This is a genomic window from Hallerella porci (assembly GCF_003148885.1).
In the GTDB taxonomy this organism is placed as follows: domain Bacteria; phylum Fibrobacterota; class Fibrobacteria; order Fibrobacterales; family Fibrobacteraceae; genus Hallerella; species Hallerella porci.
Genome location: NZ_QGHD01000001.1, coordinates 294,184 through 309,906, shown reverse-complemented (window position 1 = coordinate 309,906; position 15,723 = coordinate 294,184). Strand labels below are relative to the sequence as shown.

Genomic DNA, 15,723 nt, shown 5'->3' with positions numbered 1-15,723 from the left:
TATGCTGAAACAGCTCTCCATCCGTAATTTTGCATTGATTCAAGAAAGTAGCGTTCCTTTTGGAACGGGATTTTCGGCAATTACCGGGGAAACCGGCGCCGGAAAATCGGTTTTTATGAATTCTCTTCGCGCAGTCGTCGGCGGAAAAGTTTCGCAAGCGATGATTCGCAGCGGAGAATCCAAAGCGACTGTCGAAGCGACTTTCGACATTTCGACAAACGAAGAAGCGAAGCGCATTTTAGCGTCGCAAGAAATCGATGCCGATGACGAAGTCGTGATTCAGCGAGAAATTCTCGCCGGCGGAAAATCCCGCGCCCGCGTCAACGGAACTGTGGTCAACCACGCGACTCTCGAAGAACTCGGTGAAACTTTGGTGCAAATGCACGGGCAAAGCGATCAACTTTTGCTTCGCGATTTGCGGACACAGTTGAATTTGCTCGACGAATATGCGGAAACGAAAAATGAAATCGCCGCGTATGCAAAGAAATTTTCCGAGTGGACTGCGCTCAAAGAATCGTTAAAAAAGACCGAAGAAAACGCCCGCAATTTAGCGGAACAAAAAGAGTTTCTTTCTTTTCAAAAGAACGAACTTGAAAAAGCATCTCTCCGCGCGGGCGAAGAAGCAGAACTCGAAGAAAAAACAGAATCCGCTTCCAAATTCGAAGCGAAAATGCACGCGGTTCAAGAATTGCGGAATACTTTTGACGGCGAGCGCGGACTCATGGCGCAGCTTCAAACCTTCCAATCGAAAACGCGACAATTTGCGTCAAAACTCCCCGAGATGGAAGAATGGCTCAAGCATTTGGGCGATGCATACGATGCGCTTTCTTACATCGAAGAATCTCTTCAAAAAGTGGAAAATTCCGCGGACATAGATCCCGTTGCCCTTGACCGCGCCAACTCTCGCCTCGCACAAATTCAGCGGTTAAAACGCAAATACCGCACCGACGAAGCGGGACTTATCGCACTCCTCGCCAAGCGCAAACAAGAATTGGAAAGCCTCGAAAATTTAGACGCCGACCTCGCAGAAATTCAAAAAAATATTCGTAAAGCCGAAGAAAGTTTACGCGAACTCGCCGATAAATTAAGCGAGAAACGGAAAGCGGCCAAAGAAACTCTCGACAAAAAAGTCGAAGAAGTGCTGCATTCACTCGGGATGCCCAAAGCGCAATTTGTAACCGCCATTTCGGAAGAAGCGTTTTCGCAAACCGGAAAAGACCGCATCGAATTTTGCATTGCGCCGAACTTTGGCGAAGGCCAAAAACCGCTCCGCATCGCCGTTTCGGGCGGTGAACTTTCTCGCGTTCTCTTGGCTTTCAAATCGGTGATGGCCGAAAAAGACCGCGTCCCCGTTTTGGTTTTTGACGAAGTCGATTCGGGAATTAGCGGCGAAGTCGGAAATAATGTCGGCGATGCCTTAAAAAATATCGGACGCTTTCATCAAGTGCTTGCGATTACGCATTTGCAGCAAGTCGCCTGCCGCGCGACCTCACATCTTGCCGTCGAAAAGCACGAAAATGGCGAAGGCCGTACTGTTTCGAATGTGAAATTGCTATCATATTCCGAGAGAATCGTGGAAATTGCGCGCATGCTCGGAGATGCAAAATCCGAAACATCGCTCGCCCACGCCAAAGAATTGTTAGAGGATGCCCATGCCACTTAGAGAAAAACTGAAAAACATCCGGATGCGAGGACGCGTTTGGAGAATTTTCCGTGCCGCTTTATTCGTGCCGCTAATCGCTTCCATTTGGACAGAACACAGCTACTGCGCTGCGATGCTCACCGCAATTGTAATGATTATTACATGGCTTAGCAGTTGGCAGCTCCGCGCCCAAGAACTCGAAGAACCTTATTATCAATTATGGCTTAACGTCATCGAAGGCGTTCTCTCGGTCACCGTGATGTCGAGTATTCTCGTCCGCAATTATATTAAAGATTCGGATTTTGAAATTTTACTCGCCGTCGGATGCGGCTGTTTACTCATTCGTTTGATTGCGCATTCGCTATTTTCTCTCAGCGTTCTCCGCGAAGGGAAAAAGCTTCCCGGTCGTCATGTTTGGTCAAAAATCGCAGCGATTTCGATTAACATTACGATGCTCGTTTACATTTTAAATCTCGATCGTTTTCAGCAGATTTGCGTCGTCGCAAGCATTCTTTTAATGGGCGCCTCTTCAGCGTCTTACCTTTATTGGTTTTACCGCGACCCCGCCCACAGAAAGCCGCTTTCCATTGCAAGCCAGCTGACGATGACGCGCATTGTGCTCACGCCATTTTTCCTTTGGGTATTCTTTTACGACAACGATTTGAATTATACGAATAATCATCTCGTTTTCAAAGTTCTCGCTTTGGTCATGGTCTTGGGCTTTATGCTCACCGATTATTTGGATGGTCATCTCGCCCGCAAATGGGGCGAAGTTTCGACACTCGGCAAATACTTGGATCCGTTCAGCGATAAAATTTCGAACATGACGATTTTCATGTGCTTTATCGCGACCGGTTATGCGCCCGTTTGGATGGTCGCCATCATCTACTTCCGCGAAGCAAGCGTTGAAACTCTCCGCACTTTAGCAGCCGCCGAAGGCTTGATTATGCCTGCGCGCCGCAGCGGAAAATGGAAAACCGCGCTACAAGGAATTGGCATCGTTGCAATTCTCGTCGGCGCATTAGATCCGATTCAACAAATCGAAGGCTTCAAATCCGTTTGGGAAATTTTCCCGACAATTGTGATGGGAGTCATTACCGCAATCACACTCGGGAGCGGCATCGATTACTTTGTATCGTCGCAGCATATTCTAAAAAAATACGTCTAAACGGCGAAATTTTCGCAGTTCCCCTTGCCAAGTAAATTCAAAATTACTATATATGGTGCTGTACTGGAAACGGTACACACCTCGACGCGGGGTGGAGCAGTTGGTAGCTCGTTGGGCTCATAACCCAAAGGTCGCAGCGTTCAAGTCCTGCCCCCGCTACTAAAAAGACTCGGATAAAATCCGGGTCTTTTTTTGTGGAAGGAATTCCGAATTTAGGCAATTATTTTACATTTTTAAGAAAAAGCTGTTTTTTTATTACATTTATAAAAATTTTGGAGTCAACATGAAATCCTTAAAATTCGCCCTTTTTCTAGCTTTTGCCTTTTCCTTTGTCGCCTGCTCCACCCCGACCGTTTCGGTCAGCAATTCGGAAGACGAATCCAGTTCGTCCCGAAAAATTACTTCGTCCAATTCGTTAAAAAGTTCCTCTTCTGCAGAAATTCAAATCTCTAGCAGCGAAAACTCAAATGAAAAATCTAGCTCTTCCCCAAAAATTGATTCCTCCAATTCGTTAAAAAGTTCCTCTTCCGCAGAAATTCAAATTTCTAGCAGCGCAACTTTGATTTATCAAGCCGTTCAAGAATCCGGCATTTATACGACGAAAGATTCCGTCGCCGCTTATCTTTGCAAATTCGATAAATTGCCCAGCAATTATATTAACAAATCCGAAGGTCAATTACTTTATATCGAAACGACTGGGAAAAAATTTTCAAAGTGGAATTTTAATCCATGGACAACCTTCCACAAAATGATCGGCGGCGACATTTTCACCAACCGCGAAAAACTTCTCCCGACCGCATTCGATTACCGCGAAGCCGATACCGATTACTACGCGCAAAATCGCGGCACAAACCGCTTAGTTTATTCCGAAAATTGCAACATTTACTTTACGAGCGACCATTACGAAACTTTCACCAAAATGGAATTTGAAAAATAACGCAAACAGTTCGATTGACAATCAAGACAAAATGAAAAATCTAACCGCGAATGCGGTTATTTTTTTATGGAAAAATTAAAATGAAATATCTTTGACACTAAATTCAAAACGCGCGATTTCGCCGCGCATTTCTGCGGTTTTGCTTAAAATTTTTTGACTTTTCTACGAAAGCCTCGCCTGATGATTTCGTCCCTACGGCAACATTTTGAAAACATTTAACGATTTTACAGCAAAAATCATTGCAAAATAAATTTCAAAATTTTTAGACAAATCTTTTTTTTTTCTTATATTACAAAATGCCCGCGCAAGCGGCATGAAACGTCCGTTTCGATAGGCAGTAAAGTGCTCTGGTTACCGCCTACAACCCCTTGGAGCAAAACCGAATAGGTAAAACAATGAAAAAGAAAATCGCTTACAAGAAGCCTCAGATGATTGCAAAGAACAACCCGACCGGCAGCTTCGCCGCTGGTTGCCCTGTGGAAGATTATGGCGCTGAATTCGTGTGCCGTAAGTGCGATCGCGCTCAGTAATCATTAACGAGAAGGATATGCCCCTGTTAAGGGGTATGTCCTTTTTCATTTTTTTATAAAGGAAATACTATGCCAAAGAATCCCTATTTTGAATTGTCCGACAAAATAAAAAGCAATCCTAACTATTCCCTAACTTCTAAAGACCAAGAAGTTTTGCAAAAGGCAAAGAGTGAGTATGACATTTTGGGCAAGTTGCTCGAAATAGCCAAACAGGTTAAAGATTAAAAAATAATCCCCTTTGGGATTTCTCCTTTTTTAGCATTTAGAGATTTTTATGCAGCTAGAAACATTTTCATTCACAATGCAAAAGTCCGTTGCATACCAGTACAGTCAAGCATTTTCACTCAGCGATGCTCTTCAAAAACTTGCCTCAGTTCAAAAAGAAGGCATCTATTTTCGCGGCCAAGCCGAAAGCACTTGGAAAATTTATTCTTCGATGCAACGCGAATGGATAGAAAAAGAATTGCACCATCGTTTTGGCTCGTACCAGAATTTTGCAGAGGCTTTGTTAAATTACGCCTATGCAAACTATCAGCCGATTCTTAAGAATTATTGCAAACTAATCACCGATATCAGCATTTTCAGCACTCTTCAACATTATGGAGCGCCAACGCCTTTTATTGATTGGACTTCGGATTATCTAGTTGCTTTATATTTTGCTTCGTTAGGCAATGATTTCTGCCATAGGAAAATTTCAGACGAAATTGAATCGTTCTTTTCAATTTATTGGGTGGAAAAGGGACGAGGGGCTGAAACACCGGAAAATGATTTAACAGATATCAATCGTACCTTAGAAGATGCAAATGCTCAACTTGAACAAATAAGAGAAGATTGGGGCAGTGTTCCTGGATCAGATTTAAAGTCTGCAACGCAATATAAAACTTGGGGAAATCTTCCTATCATTTTAATGAGACATGGTGAAGACAAATTAATGCATATTGAAAATCGTCGGTCAAATTTACAATCTGGACTTTTTATTTACAGCAGTGATCCTTTAAATTCGTTGGACAAGCGCTTTTCTTCAAGCGCAAAAAGTCTTGCAGAACTTCCAGAAACTGATGATTTGATTTTACCCAAAATTCACTGTCTCGATATTCACAAATCCGTTTTGCCGCAATTAAAAGCCTACTTATCTAGTCGCAGTTATACAACAGAAACTCTTGGTTTATCTACAGACGATTGGGGCAAAAAACTATACACCAAATTTTTATCCGAACCCCATTCCTAATACTTACTTTAAAGGAGACACTCATGTATTACCGTTTATCTCGCGATGCCTTTGTTCGCTCCATTGGCGACTACGGCTACATTTATAGCCAGCTGACAAAGCACGACCGCACTTACACCGAATCGGGCAAGGCGTTTTTGCTTACCCTTTCGCGCGAGCCTCAAAGTTTAGAGAGTTTGTGCAAAAAAGCGTGCTTTCGAAGATGTGTCGCCTGCGGATATTCAAAACGACATGCGCGAATTTCTGGATTCGCTTGCGCAAGACCGCTACTTGATTGCAGCGGAATCAGCAGAACTTTGTGCGCAACAGGATACGCATTTTTCGTATAGCGAAAATCCGAAAACGCTCTTTACCTACAACGCGCAGCAAAATCCTGACGACCAGAAAACATACGGCGATACGCAAGAAGTCTTAGGACAGGAATACATTCAGAATCCCGCAGTTCACGCGTGCCAAATCGAAACGACAAACCGCTGCAACGAGCGCTGCATCCACTGCTACATTCCGCACAAATTCAAGAATGTGATTTTGCCTTACGAAGTGATTGAAAACATTTTGGAACAGCTTCACGAATTGGGAACGCTGAACTTGACGCTTTCGGGCGGTGAATTCTTTTGCCACCCCGATGCCGAAAAGATTTTGCGCAAGGCGCGCGAGCTCGATTTTTCGTTCAATGAGCTTTCGAACATTACGCTTTTGACGCCGCACATGATCGAGGTTTTAAAAGAAACGAACCCGAGCATGATCCAAACTTCGCTTTACAGCGTTTACCCCGAAGAGCACGACCACATTACGCAGCTCCCGGGCAGCTGTGAAAAGACAAAGGCTTCGATCGACGCTTTGATTGCCGCGAGCTTGCCGGTGCAAATCAGCTGCCCCGTAATGCACACAAACTACAAAACGTACAAGGATGTTTTAAAATTTGCCTACGACAGGAATTGCAAGGCGCAAACCGACTTCGTGATGATGGCGCGCTACGACTTTACAACGGACAACCTTAGCGAACGCCTGACGATGGAAGAAACCGAGGAACTGCTCAAGGAAATCATCCAGTTCGACAAGGATTACCTGGATTTTACCGACACGCCGGTGCCGCCCATGAGCCGCGAAGAATGGGGCAAGCAAAAATTCTGCGGCGTGGGGCTCGACAACTTGTGCATCGCTTCGGATGGTATCGTTTATCCGTGCTCGGGCTGGCAAGGCATGCCGTGCGGCAACGTGCGCGAGCAGCCAATCAAGGACATTTGGGAAAAGTCGCCACAGTTAAACAAACTGCGCGCATTAACCAAGTCGGCCATCCCGCAATGTTACGATTGCGAAGACAGGCAATTCTGCGCGCCTTGCCTCGTGCGAAACTTTAACGAATCCGCGGGCGACTACTTGAAGGTCGCACCGCATTTCTGCAAGGCATCGCATTTAAACCGAAAACTCGTCGAAGAAGCGAAAGCGAAAATGCGAGCTCCCAAATAAATTCACAAACTCCGGTTCTAACAAAATCGGAGTTTTCTTTTATGATTTTTGATTCACATGTTCACTTTGGGCAGTACTTTGACGACTATTACACGCCGCCGCGAATCTTGCGCACGCTCAAGCTTGCAGGCATCCGTCATTTTGCGTATTCTTCAACGTCGGCGGTCGTGTGTGACGACCCCGCATTTTTAAAGGAAGAGCGCACCGCGATGCACGAGCTTTCGAACGGGCGCGCGCACGCACTGCTTTGGATAACGCACTCGATGCTAGAAAATTCAAAGGACTTGTCGCTTTATTTGGACAAACGAATTTGCGGTTTCAAAGTCCACGGCGTCTCTGAAAAGTGGGAGCCCTTTGGCAAAGCCTTGCAGCGAGTTTTTTGCATTGCGCAGGAGCGAAAAATTCCAATTCTATTGCACACGGGCGAATACGACCAATGTTTTGCGGGCGCGTACCAAAAAATCTGCGAATCCTTTATCAATGTTCCTGTAATACTAGCGCATGGCCGCCCGCTAGACCAGACCATTTTCATGCTCAAAAATTGTCCGAACGCTTTCGTGGATACCGCATTTATGCCGCTCATGCATTTAAAAATTTTAATTGAACTCGGATTCTCAAATCGTATTTTATTTGGCACAGACACGCCGATCCCCGGCCGCCATTTAAAAAGTTCCCTCCCCCGCCACTTACGTTCCCGCATTCACTCTTCGAAAAAAATTGCGGGCGAAAACTGGAGGCAAATCGCATGGGAAAACGCGGTGAAAGTGTTTTTAGAAAAATGAATTATTGCTTGTGCAATTCGAGAGCAACAGCGTCGTCGAGTTTAACCGAAGCGATGCGAGAAATGCCTGTAATTTTGGCAATTGCTGAAATTGGATGACGCTGTTTGATGAGCTTGAAAGCCAGCATCCATTCTTCTTCAGTGTGTTTCTTATACATAAAAACCCCGGAAGTTGAGTCCAACTTTCGGGGTTCACATCAATCGCGGGTGTTTTTCTGCTACAAATTTTCGCTTACTTGTAAAGCGGATGCTTTTTGCAAAGTTCCACGATTTCTTGGCGAATGGACTTGAGCGCTTCGTCGTTATCCTTATTCTGAATCGTGCGATCCATAATGTCGGCAACGGTGCGAGAATCGTTTTCGTCAAAGCCACGAGTGGTAATAGCAGCGGTGCCCACGCGGAGTCCGGACGGATCCATCGGCTTACGCGGATCGAACGGAATCGTTGAACGGCTCGTCGAAATGCCCACTTTTTCGAGGGCAACTTCGGCTTCTTTACCCGAAACATTCTTCGAAGTCATATCGATAACGACCAAGTGGTTATCGGTACCATCCGAAATAATCTTGTAACCGCGCTTCATCAATTCATCGGCCATCGCCTGCATATTCTTGATGACATTCTTTGCGTAGGTCTGGAATTCTGGCTTAAGAGCTTCGCCAAATGCCACCGCCTTGCCTGCGGTAATGTGATCGTGCGGACCACCTTGCATTCCCGGGAAGACGCCCTTGTCGATTTCTTTCGGAAGAGAAACTTCTTTGAGTTCGCCCTTCACCATTTTCTTAATCATCTTGTCTTTGCACATGATGATAGCAGAACGCGGACCTCGGAGAGTCTTGTGCGTTGTCGTTGTGACGATATCGAAGTAAGGAATCGGAGATTCGATTGCCTTGCCCGCGATAAGACCTGCGATGTGAGAAATATCAGCCATCGTGAGAGCGCCGACTTCGTCTGCGATTTCTTTGAAGCGCTTCCAATCGAGGTTGCGGCTATAAGCCGAGAAGCCAGCGAGAATCATCTTCGGCTTTTCGCGGAGAGCGATTTCGCGGACCTTATCCATATCGATGCGACCGGTTTCTTTATCGACTTCGTATTGAACAAAGTTGTAAAGCATGCCGGAGAAATTCACCGGATGACCGTGAGAAAGATGTCCACCATGGTCGAGCTTTAAGCCGAGAACCTTGTCGCCCGGTTTGAGCACTGCGAAATAAACCGCAGCATTTGCCGGCGAACCCGAAAGCGGTTGCACGTTCACGTGATCGCAACCGAAAAGTTCTTTGCAGCGATCGATAGCAATCTTTTCAATTTTATCGATGACTTGGTTACCGCCGTAGTAACGCTTACCGATATAGCCTTCGCTATACTTGTTGGTAAGGACAGAACCCATGGCTTCCATTACCGCTTTAGAGGTGTAGTTTTCGGAAGCGATGAGTTCGATTCCGTATTCCTGGCGTTCTGCTTCTTCCTGAATCAGGTCGTAGATTGCCGGATCTTCTTGCTGCAAAGTCATCATAATTGTGAACTCCTTGAAAAGGGTGCTCCAAACATAGAAATTTCTTGTCCATTCAACGGGCGAAATGCAAAAAGTGTGTGCGGTGATCGATTACGATTTGCATCCAATAATTGCCCCGCGGAAAATTCACTGTCTGAAGCCAATGAAAAGTTCCCGCCGAAACGCTTTCGGTTTTGGCAAAGACGACTTGTCCAAGCGGATTCATCACCCGCAAATTCACAAAGCCCGCCGGAAGCATTAGCGTTAAATTTTTAGCATCAAAGGCAAACGATTTCGTTTTCCCAAAATTTTTGAGCGCAGTCGTCGTATCGGTTTTCGTCGTATCCGTTTTTCCATTTTCCACTTTTGCCGCTTCGCAGCCGGTGCGGTAAACTCCCGCTATGTCAAATGCAATCATATCGATGTTTGGGCCACCGTCATTTGTCGTCGAAGAAATTTTCATTTCAAAATCTAATGCATCGACCCAAACATTTTCGATGTAAGTCGTGTCCCATTTATCCCACGAACCTGTCGGCGGAAATTGCACATCGTAAATTCCATTATCGATTTGAATTTTCATATCGCGATTGGAATTTCCTGCGAACGCATAACGAATCATCACGCGCGCATTCGATGCGGATTGGTCTGATGTAATTTTGTAAGTCGCAGTACTCGTCGCATTATTTGCAATGTTGAAAAATCCTGCGCCTGTAAATCCTTCGTGATTTGAATCCGTTGTGCCCTCGCCCATTTCGGGAAAAGACATATCGATTGGCGAAGGCCACTTGGCATCGGCAATTCCTGCGAAGCAAATTTTCGAATCAAACGAAGACGAAGATTCTACACTTGAACTAGAACTGGAAATTTCTGAAGAAGAACTTTTTGGAATTTCAATTTCTTCCTTGTCGTGAGGAATCGTTTTACAAGCGGCGCCGCCTTGAAACATCGCGGTATAAGTCACATTGCGCGCTTTCGTTTTAAAGCCGTAATAAATTTTTTCTTTCGAAATTTCGTTGCAATCGTCATCGACCCACTTTTCAAAAACTTCTGCATTCGGCGTTACGCGAAGAGTCATCGGCGATTCCGCGGGCAAATTTTGCGCTTGCGTAATCAAGCCCGAATAATTATTCAAATTCGTTTGAATCGTAATCGTGTAACGTTTCTTCATCGATGCCACCAAATTTGTCAAAGCGGATTTTGCATTCGACGATAAATTTGCATTCGTTAAATTCGATTCCAATTCTTCGCAAATCATTTGAGCGTGTCCTAAAGAACCCATTTCTTGAAAATGCGTCGTGCCATCGTTTACGCCATCAGGATAATTCGGATACTCGCCCGCTTTGAGCGTTTTAAATAAATAGCGCGAAACATAATCGGCGTTATACGAATTGTAGGCGTTATACGATTTCATCGTCAAATCGACAAAAGGAATTTTTTTCTCTTTTGAAATATTTTGCATCACGCCGTGAACATTATATTCCGTAAAAATATTTCGCTTTCCCGTATTCATATTCATCGGCGACACAAGCACAGGAATTGCGCCCCATGCGAATGCCGAATCGACATATTGATTTAAATAATACGGCAACGAATCGATGGGAACTTCGCGCGCTTTGCTTCCAAAATAGCGGTCATTGTGCCCGAATTGCACAAAAATAAAATCGCCTTTTTTCACCGAATTTTTTAATGCAGCAAGTCGTCCTTCTTGAATGAAAGTTTTTGAGCTTCGCCCGCCGATTGCGACATTGTTGATTTTTACGCGAGACGCGTCAAAGAAATATTCCAAAACTTGTCCCCAACCCGTTTGCGGATACGCAGAACCTTTGTAATTGCAAACAGTCGAGTCGCCGATAATATGAATTGTCACCGCCGTTTCATCGGAAACGACTTGTAACGCAAACAGCGAAAAAATGAGCGCTAAAATTTTTTTCATATTTATCCTTTTAATTCACATTTGCAAAATTGAAATTCTTGCGCACATTTCCGTTTTGAATCACAATGTGGAAAAGTCCATTTTGCTTGATGTTTACACGCAGTTCATTTTCGAGATTTGCCAAAGAATTTGTTGTAAAATTCGAAATCAATTTTCCGTTCAAATCAAAAACTTTCACTTTTGCATTTTGATTTTGAAGACGTAAATTTTTCAAAGTGTGAATCGCCGTTTTAGAAGAATCTACAGCAGTTGTATCCACCTTTGTCGTGTCTTTTTTTTCGCAGTCAATTCCTACGCGGCAAACTCCTTCGATGCTAAATCCAAAGGCGTCGATATTTGGGCCGCCATCATCGGAAAGCGAAATCATTTTAATTTCATTTTCGCCGTGTAACAAATCCAAATTAAAATACACCGTATCCCAAGTTGTCCAATTTGCCGTCGGTTTAAATTCCACATTGTAATCGTGATCCAAATAAATATTCAAATCGCGATTTGTTTTGCCTCCGTTTGCATAAATCACCGCCATCGTCACGCGCGCCGCCGTCGGAAATTTCATCGTGAAACTCGCGAAAGAATTTTTTTCATTATTAAAATTTCAAAAGCCTTCGCCTGTAAAACCCGCGTTATTATTTTCCGAAAATCCATTTCCCGAATCGGGCTTATGCGCATCAAAAAATTTCGCCATTTTCTTGCTGATAATTTTTTCACTCGTGTCCGTTTGGATAATCGGATCGTCCACTTGAACTCCTTGCAATTTCTTCGGTGTTCCGGTTGGGAAATTCGTCAAAGCCGCTCCATTTCCTGTATATTTCTTCGGCGTTCCGCCTTCGTAAACCGCGGTAAATTTCGTCGATTGTTTTCCCATTTTAAAAGTGTAAATCAAATTGGATTGAACCGTTTTTTCAGAATTTCCGCTCACTTTATTTCCGTTACCATCATACCAACCTAAAAACTTTTTCCCCGCTTTCGGCGTCGTTTTCAAAGTCACTTGAATACCTTCGGGATAATAGCTGCTTACAGTCGTCGCCGAATCCGCACCTTCTGGCGAAACTTCGACATCGACTTGATACATTTTCGCCATATAATCGCCGAGTTTTTTCACTTGCGGATTTGCATGCACACGCATTTGTTCTGTCGTAATGCGCCCAAAGGCAATCGCCCCATTTTGCTGCAAATGAAGATTGTCGCTATTTCCATTGGTGTAATTGGAATATTCGCCGGCATCCAGAACCATATTCAAATAATGAAGCGCATAATATTGCCCCACCGAAAGCAAATAATTTCTCGAAAGAGTATCCATATCGATCATCGGAACATTCAATCTTTCGGCAAGTTCACGCACGAGCCTCGGATATTGATGATACGATTCGTAAATGGAATCATTCGGTCTAAAATCAGAACGGCGAACCGGAGAAATTAAAATGGGAATGGCATTTTTCGCTTTCGATTCTTCGACCATTTTCGTGATGTATTTTTTGAAAACGGAATCTTGCGAAATGCCATCTTCTTTGCCGTAATTTCTGTCGTTAATTCCAAATTGAATAACCACATAATCGCCCGCTTTGATTTCATTTGCAACGCCTAGCCAATTATTTTTGTAATAAGTATTGGCAGCGGTTCCGCCTGCGCCGCGGTTCGCAACCGTCACCAGATTCGCATTAAAGAAATAGCCGAAATTTTGTCCGATGCCTTGCTTCGGATAAGCGGATTCACGCCAATCTTGCATGGTCGAATCGCCGCACATATAAATCGTGACTTTGGCAAAAACGCCCACAGCAAAAAACATCGACAAAATCACAGCGCTTTGCCAAAGCTTTCCCAAAAATCCCAGCATAAAAAGCTCCGATTATTTCACAATCATTTTCGAATTGGCGATGCGCTTTGAATTGAGAGAAACATTCACCATGTAAATTCCCGAAGGCAAAGTTTCTTGATTCAAGTTCAGAACATTTTCGCCGATAGAAACAGACGTCGAAATTCTTTGCACTAAATTTCCGCGCATATCGTAAATCGAAATTTTTGCGAATCCCGCTTCGGATGTAGTTAATAGTCCAAGATTCGGATTAAACGAAGAAATTTTCGCAATCGAAGAATGAATCGCCGTCGTCGATTTTTTTGCTTTTGAAATTCCTTCGACATTAAATGCAAAACCGCAGATATTCGGGCCGCCATCCTTTGTCAACGATTCAAAAGTCAAATCCAATTCACCCTTTGCGATTTCAAATTCCACATACGCCGTATCCCAAGTGTCCCAACCGGTCGGAGGGAACGCAATCGTGTAATTTTTATCGTTTGCTTTCACAGTCATATCGCGATTTGCCGTGCCGCCGTTGGCATAGACGACCGCTAAAGTCACGAGAGTATCTTTTTCGGATTTTAATTTATATGTCGCAAATGAACCCAATTCATTCGCAAAATTCCAGTAACCATTTTCACCGATAAATCCCGCGTGATCTTTTTCGATAAATCCAACGCTTGCGGTATCGGGCGAAGTCGCATCAAAAACATTTTTCAATTCAAAAGGTTGGATGGGATTTTCCGGTTTCTCTTCGACAAATCCGACGACAGAAATTTCGGGCTGCGTCAAATTTTTCACCCGATCCGGTAAGTAATAACCTAAATGCGGCGGCTGATTATACGCGGTATTTTGCCAAGCGATGCTTAAGCGATAAACGTGATCGTGCATTAACGTGTAAACGCGATGTTCCGTGGTATAAGGCGTTTCAAAAATCGTAATCGTCGACGGATCAGAACTCGAACGCACAATCAATTCTTCGCGCCAGTCGCCCAAAATATCGGCAACCAAACAAGGATTTGCTTTGGTCGAATTATTTAATGTCGAACCATTCACGTTATAAAAACTGAAAAGTCTATCGATTCGTTGCGCTTGAATATTCCACTTGTCAATTTTTCCGCCAGAGCCACCGCTTCCTGTAGCATCGAGCAATTCGTCGTAAACATCGCCATCAAAATAAATGCGGAAATTGATAGACGGCTTTGTCGAACTAATGAGTTTTCCGCTCACATTATAAATGCCCGCACCCGCAGCACTCCACATTTCATAACCGCGAGTCGAATCAATATCGGCAGCAAGACCGCGTCCATTATCAACGCCATCGCCCGATTGTAAAGTTCCCCAAATCACATTTCCGTCGGGGCCGCGTAATTCATCCGCATATTTTGAATTTTTTTCTTCGTGAACATCCCAAAATTCAAGGCCTGGTTTATCGGGGTCTAAATCGCCCAAATGCGCAGCGTCGCCGTGTCCAAATCCTGTGCGGTAAAGAAGTTTACCTTCGTGATCAATTGCCGAAGAGCCAAATACAATTTCATCGTAACCGTCATTGTTAATATCGCCCACGGTAATGTTGTGATTTCCTTCGCCGTATGCGCCTTGTTCAGGAGTATCGGACTTATGCAACCAACGGAGCTTCAAATCTTTTCCGTCAAAATCGTAAGCCACCACATACGATGCCGTATAATAGCCGCGCACAAAAATCGCACTCGGGTACACGCCATCTAAATAAGCGGTCGCTGCAATGTAACGTTCAGAGCGGTTGCCGTAATTATCGCCCCAGTTGCCTGCGCCCCCTTTACTTTGCTTTTGAATACTGCGCGGCGGCTGATAATCCACCGTCGAAATCGCAGCACCATCGCTTCCCCGGAAAGCGGTTAAATATTCGTGGCCTTCTAAAATCGTTCCTCCAGAACTGCGATAATCTTTGCTTTTATCGCCGATTACTTTTCCTGTGCCATCGATTGTACCGTCCGCGGTTTTCACCAAAACTTCTGCTTTGCCGTCGCCGTCATAATCGTAAACTTGGAATTGCGTATAATGTGCGCCTGCGCGAATGTTTACTCCCAAATCAATTCGCCACAATTTTTTCCCGCTTAATTTATAGGCGTCTAAATACACATTTCCCGTATAACCCGTTTGCGAATTATCGTGCGAATTGGACGGATCCCATTTTAAAATGAGTTCGAGTTCGCCGTCGCCATCTAAATCGCCCGTGCTCATATCGTTTGCGGTATAAGTGCAAGTCGTGCCATCGGGCATTGTCAAATCTTTGGGCACATCGACTTTCAAAGTTTTATACGGGAAGGTAACTTTGGAACCTTTGTCGTAATAGCCTTCGTCAAAAACGAGAGTTTGCTTTTCTTTTTTCCCTTCGAGCCCATCAATAATCGGGGCAATTTCGTAAACCGATTCCGCTTTTCCGTCTTTATCGAGATAACTTGTCGGCGCATTTTTTTCAATCGTCGCAATTTTTATTCCATCGCGGTAAAGAGCAAAGCTCGCCGTCGGCGCATCCGTTCCGAGCAAACGAAAACTCACGAGCATTCCATTTCCGACATTTGCCGAAACGAGCCCGCGATTCAAATTTTCCATCAAAGGAGCAGCAAAGGTTGGCGTCGAAAGTCCAAAACAAAGTACAGCACTGCACACGCCAAAAGCCGCTTTTTTACCAAATCCAATCCGCATAAAAAGTCTCCTTTTGAAGTAAAATAATTCGGAAAAGGCAAAAAAGTCTTCCTAAAAAATTA

At 44.3% G+C, this 15,723-nt stretch carries 14 protein-coding genes and 1 tRNA gene; 9 read left to right on the top strand and 6 right to left on the bottom strand.

Features of this window, described 5'->3' with window-relative positions; translation table 11 throughout:
* The first annotated feature begins 1 nt into the window (after position 1).
* The 9 genes from recN to B0H50_RS01250 all read left to right on the top strand — a co-directional run bounded on the left by recN (position 2) and on the right by B0H50_RS01250 (position 7,757).
* Complete coding sequence (gene recN, locus B0H50_RS01280) at positions 2–1,663, top strand: DNA repair protein RecN (protein ID WP_106198088.1); 1,662 nt, start codon at positions 2–4, stop codon at positions 1,661–1,663.
* Complete coding sequence (pgsA, locus tag B0H50_RS01275; RefSeq protein ID WP_106198087.1) at positions 1,653–2,810, top strand: CDP-diacylglycerol--glycerol-3-phosphate 3-phosphatidyltransferase; 1,158 nt, start codon at positions 1,653–1,655, stop codon at positions 2,808–2,810. The genes recN and pgsA overlap by 11 nt, the downstream gene beginning before the upstream one ends.
* Before the next feature lie 85 nt (positions 2,811–2,895).
* Positions 2,896–2,969: transfer RNA gene (locus tag B0H50_RS01270), tRNA-Met, on the top strand.
* 124 nt (positions 2,970–3,093) lie between these two features.
* On the top strand, positions 3,094–3,747 hold the full coding sequence (locus B0H50_RS01265) for a ribonuclease domain-containing protein (protein WP_106198086.1): 654 nt from the start codon (positions 3,094–3,096) through the stop codon (positions 3,745–3,747).
* Positions 3,748–4,142: 395 nt separating this feature from the next.
* On the top strand, positions 4,143–4,277 hold the full coding sequence (locus tag B0H50_RS13770; RefSeq protein ID WP_269843919.1) for a hypothetical protein: 135 nt from the start codon (positions 4,143–4,145) through the stop codon (positions 4,275–4,277).
* A 69-nt stretch (positions 4,278–4,346) separates the two neighbouring features.
* On the top strand, positions 4,347–4,502 hold the full coding sequence (locus tag B0H50_RS13245; RefSeq protein ID WP_158256440.1) for a hypothetical protein: 156 nt from the start codon (positions 4,347–4,349) through the stop codon (positions 4,500–4,502).
* A gap of 76 nt (positions 4,503–4,578) precedes the next feature.
* Positions 4,579–5,505 carry an FRG domain-containing protein gene (locus tag B0H50_RS01260; RefSeq protein ID WP_158275868.1) on the top strand — a complete coding sequence of 309 codons (927 nt, stop codon included), beginning with the start codon at positions 4,579–4,581 and terminating at the stop codon, positions 5,503–5,505.
* 231 nt (positions 5,506–5,736) lie between these two features.
* Positions 5,737–6,975, top strand: a complete 1,239-nt coding sequence (locus tag B0H50_RS01255; RefSeq protein ID WP_146193650.1) for a radical SAM/SPASM domain-containing protein — start codon at positions 5,737–5,739, stop codon at positions 6,973–6,975.
* Between the two features lie 41 nt (positions 6,976–7,016).
* Entirely contained in the window at positions 7,017–7,757 is a 741-nt protein-coding gene (locus B0H50_RS01250) for an amidohydrolase family protein (RefSeq protein WP_106198083.1), read from the top strand.
* Position 7,758: 1 nt separating this feature from the next.
* Here the strand turns inward: B0H50_RS01250 and B0H50_RS01245 are convergent, their stop codons facing one another.
* The 6 genes from B0H50_RS01245 to B0H50_RS01220 form a co-directional block, all read right to left on the bottom strand.
* Positions 7,759–7,914: a helix-turn-helix domain-containing protein gene (locus B0H50_RS01245; RefSeq protein WP_109587113.1), complete on the bottom strand. Its 156-nt coding sequence runs from the start codon at positions 7,912–7,914 to the stop codon at positions 7,759–7,761.
* 74 nt (positions 7,915–7,988) lie between these two features.
* Positions 7,989–9,266, bottom strand: coding sequence for a serine hydroxymethyltransferase (locus tag B0H50_RS01240; RefSeq protein ID WP_106198082.1), 1,278 nt, complete (start codon positions 9,264–9,266; stop codon positions 7,989–7,991).
* A 52-nt stretch (positions 9,267–9,318) separates the two neighbouring features.
* Positions 9,319–11,178, bottom strand: a complete 1,860-nt coding sequence (locus B0H50_RS01235) for an SGNH/GDSL hydrolase family protein (RefSeq protein ID WP_106198081.1) — start codon at positions 11,176–11,178, stop codon at positions 9,319–9,321.
* Between the two features lie 10 nt (positions 11,179–11,188).
* A complete protein-coding gene (locus tag B0H50_RS01230) occupies positions 11,189–11,734 on the bottom strand; it encodes a carbohydrate-binding protein (RefSeq protein ID WP_109587112.1) in 546 nt (181 codons plus the stop codon).
* Between the two features lie 39 nt (positions 11,735–11,773).
* Entirely contained in the window at positions 11,774–13,012 is a 1,239-nt protein-coding gene (locus B0H50_RS01225) for an SGNH/GDSL hydrolase family protein (RefSeq protein WP_109587111.1), read from the bottom strand.
* 12 nt (positions 13,013–13,024) lie between these two features.
* A complete protein-coding gene (locus B0H50_RS01220; protein ID WP_158275867.1) occupies positions 13,025–15,661 on the bottom strand; it encodes a rhamnogalacturonan lyase family protein in 2,637 nt (878 codons plus the stop codon).
* Positions 15,662–15,723 lie beyond the last annotated feature (62 nt).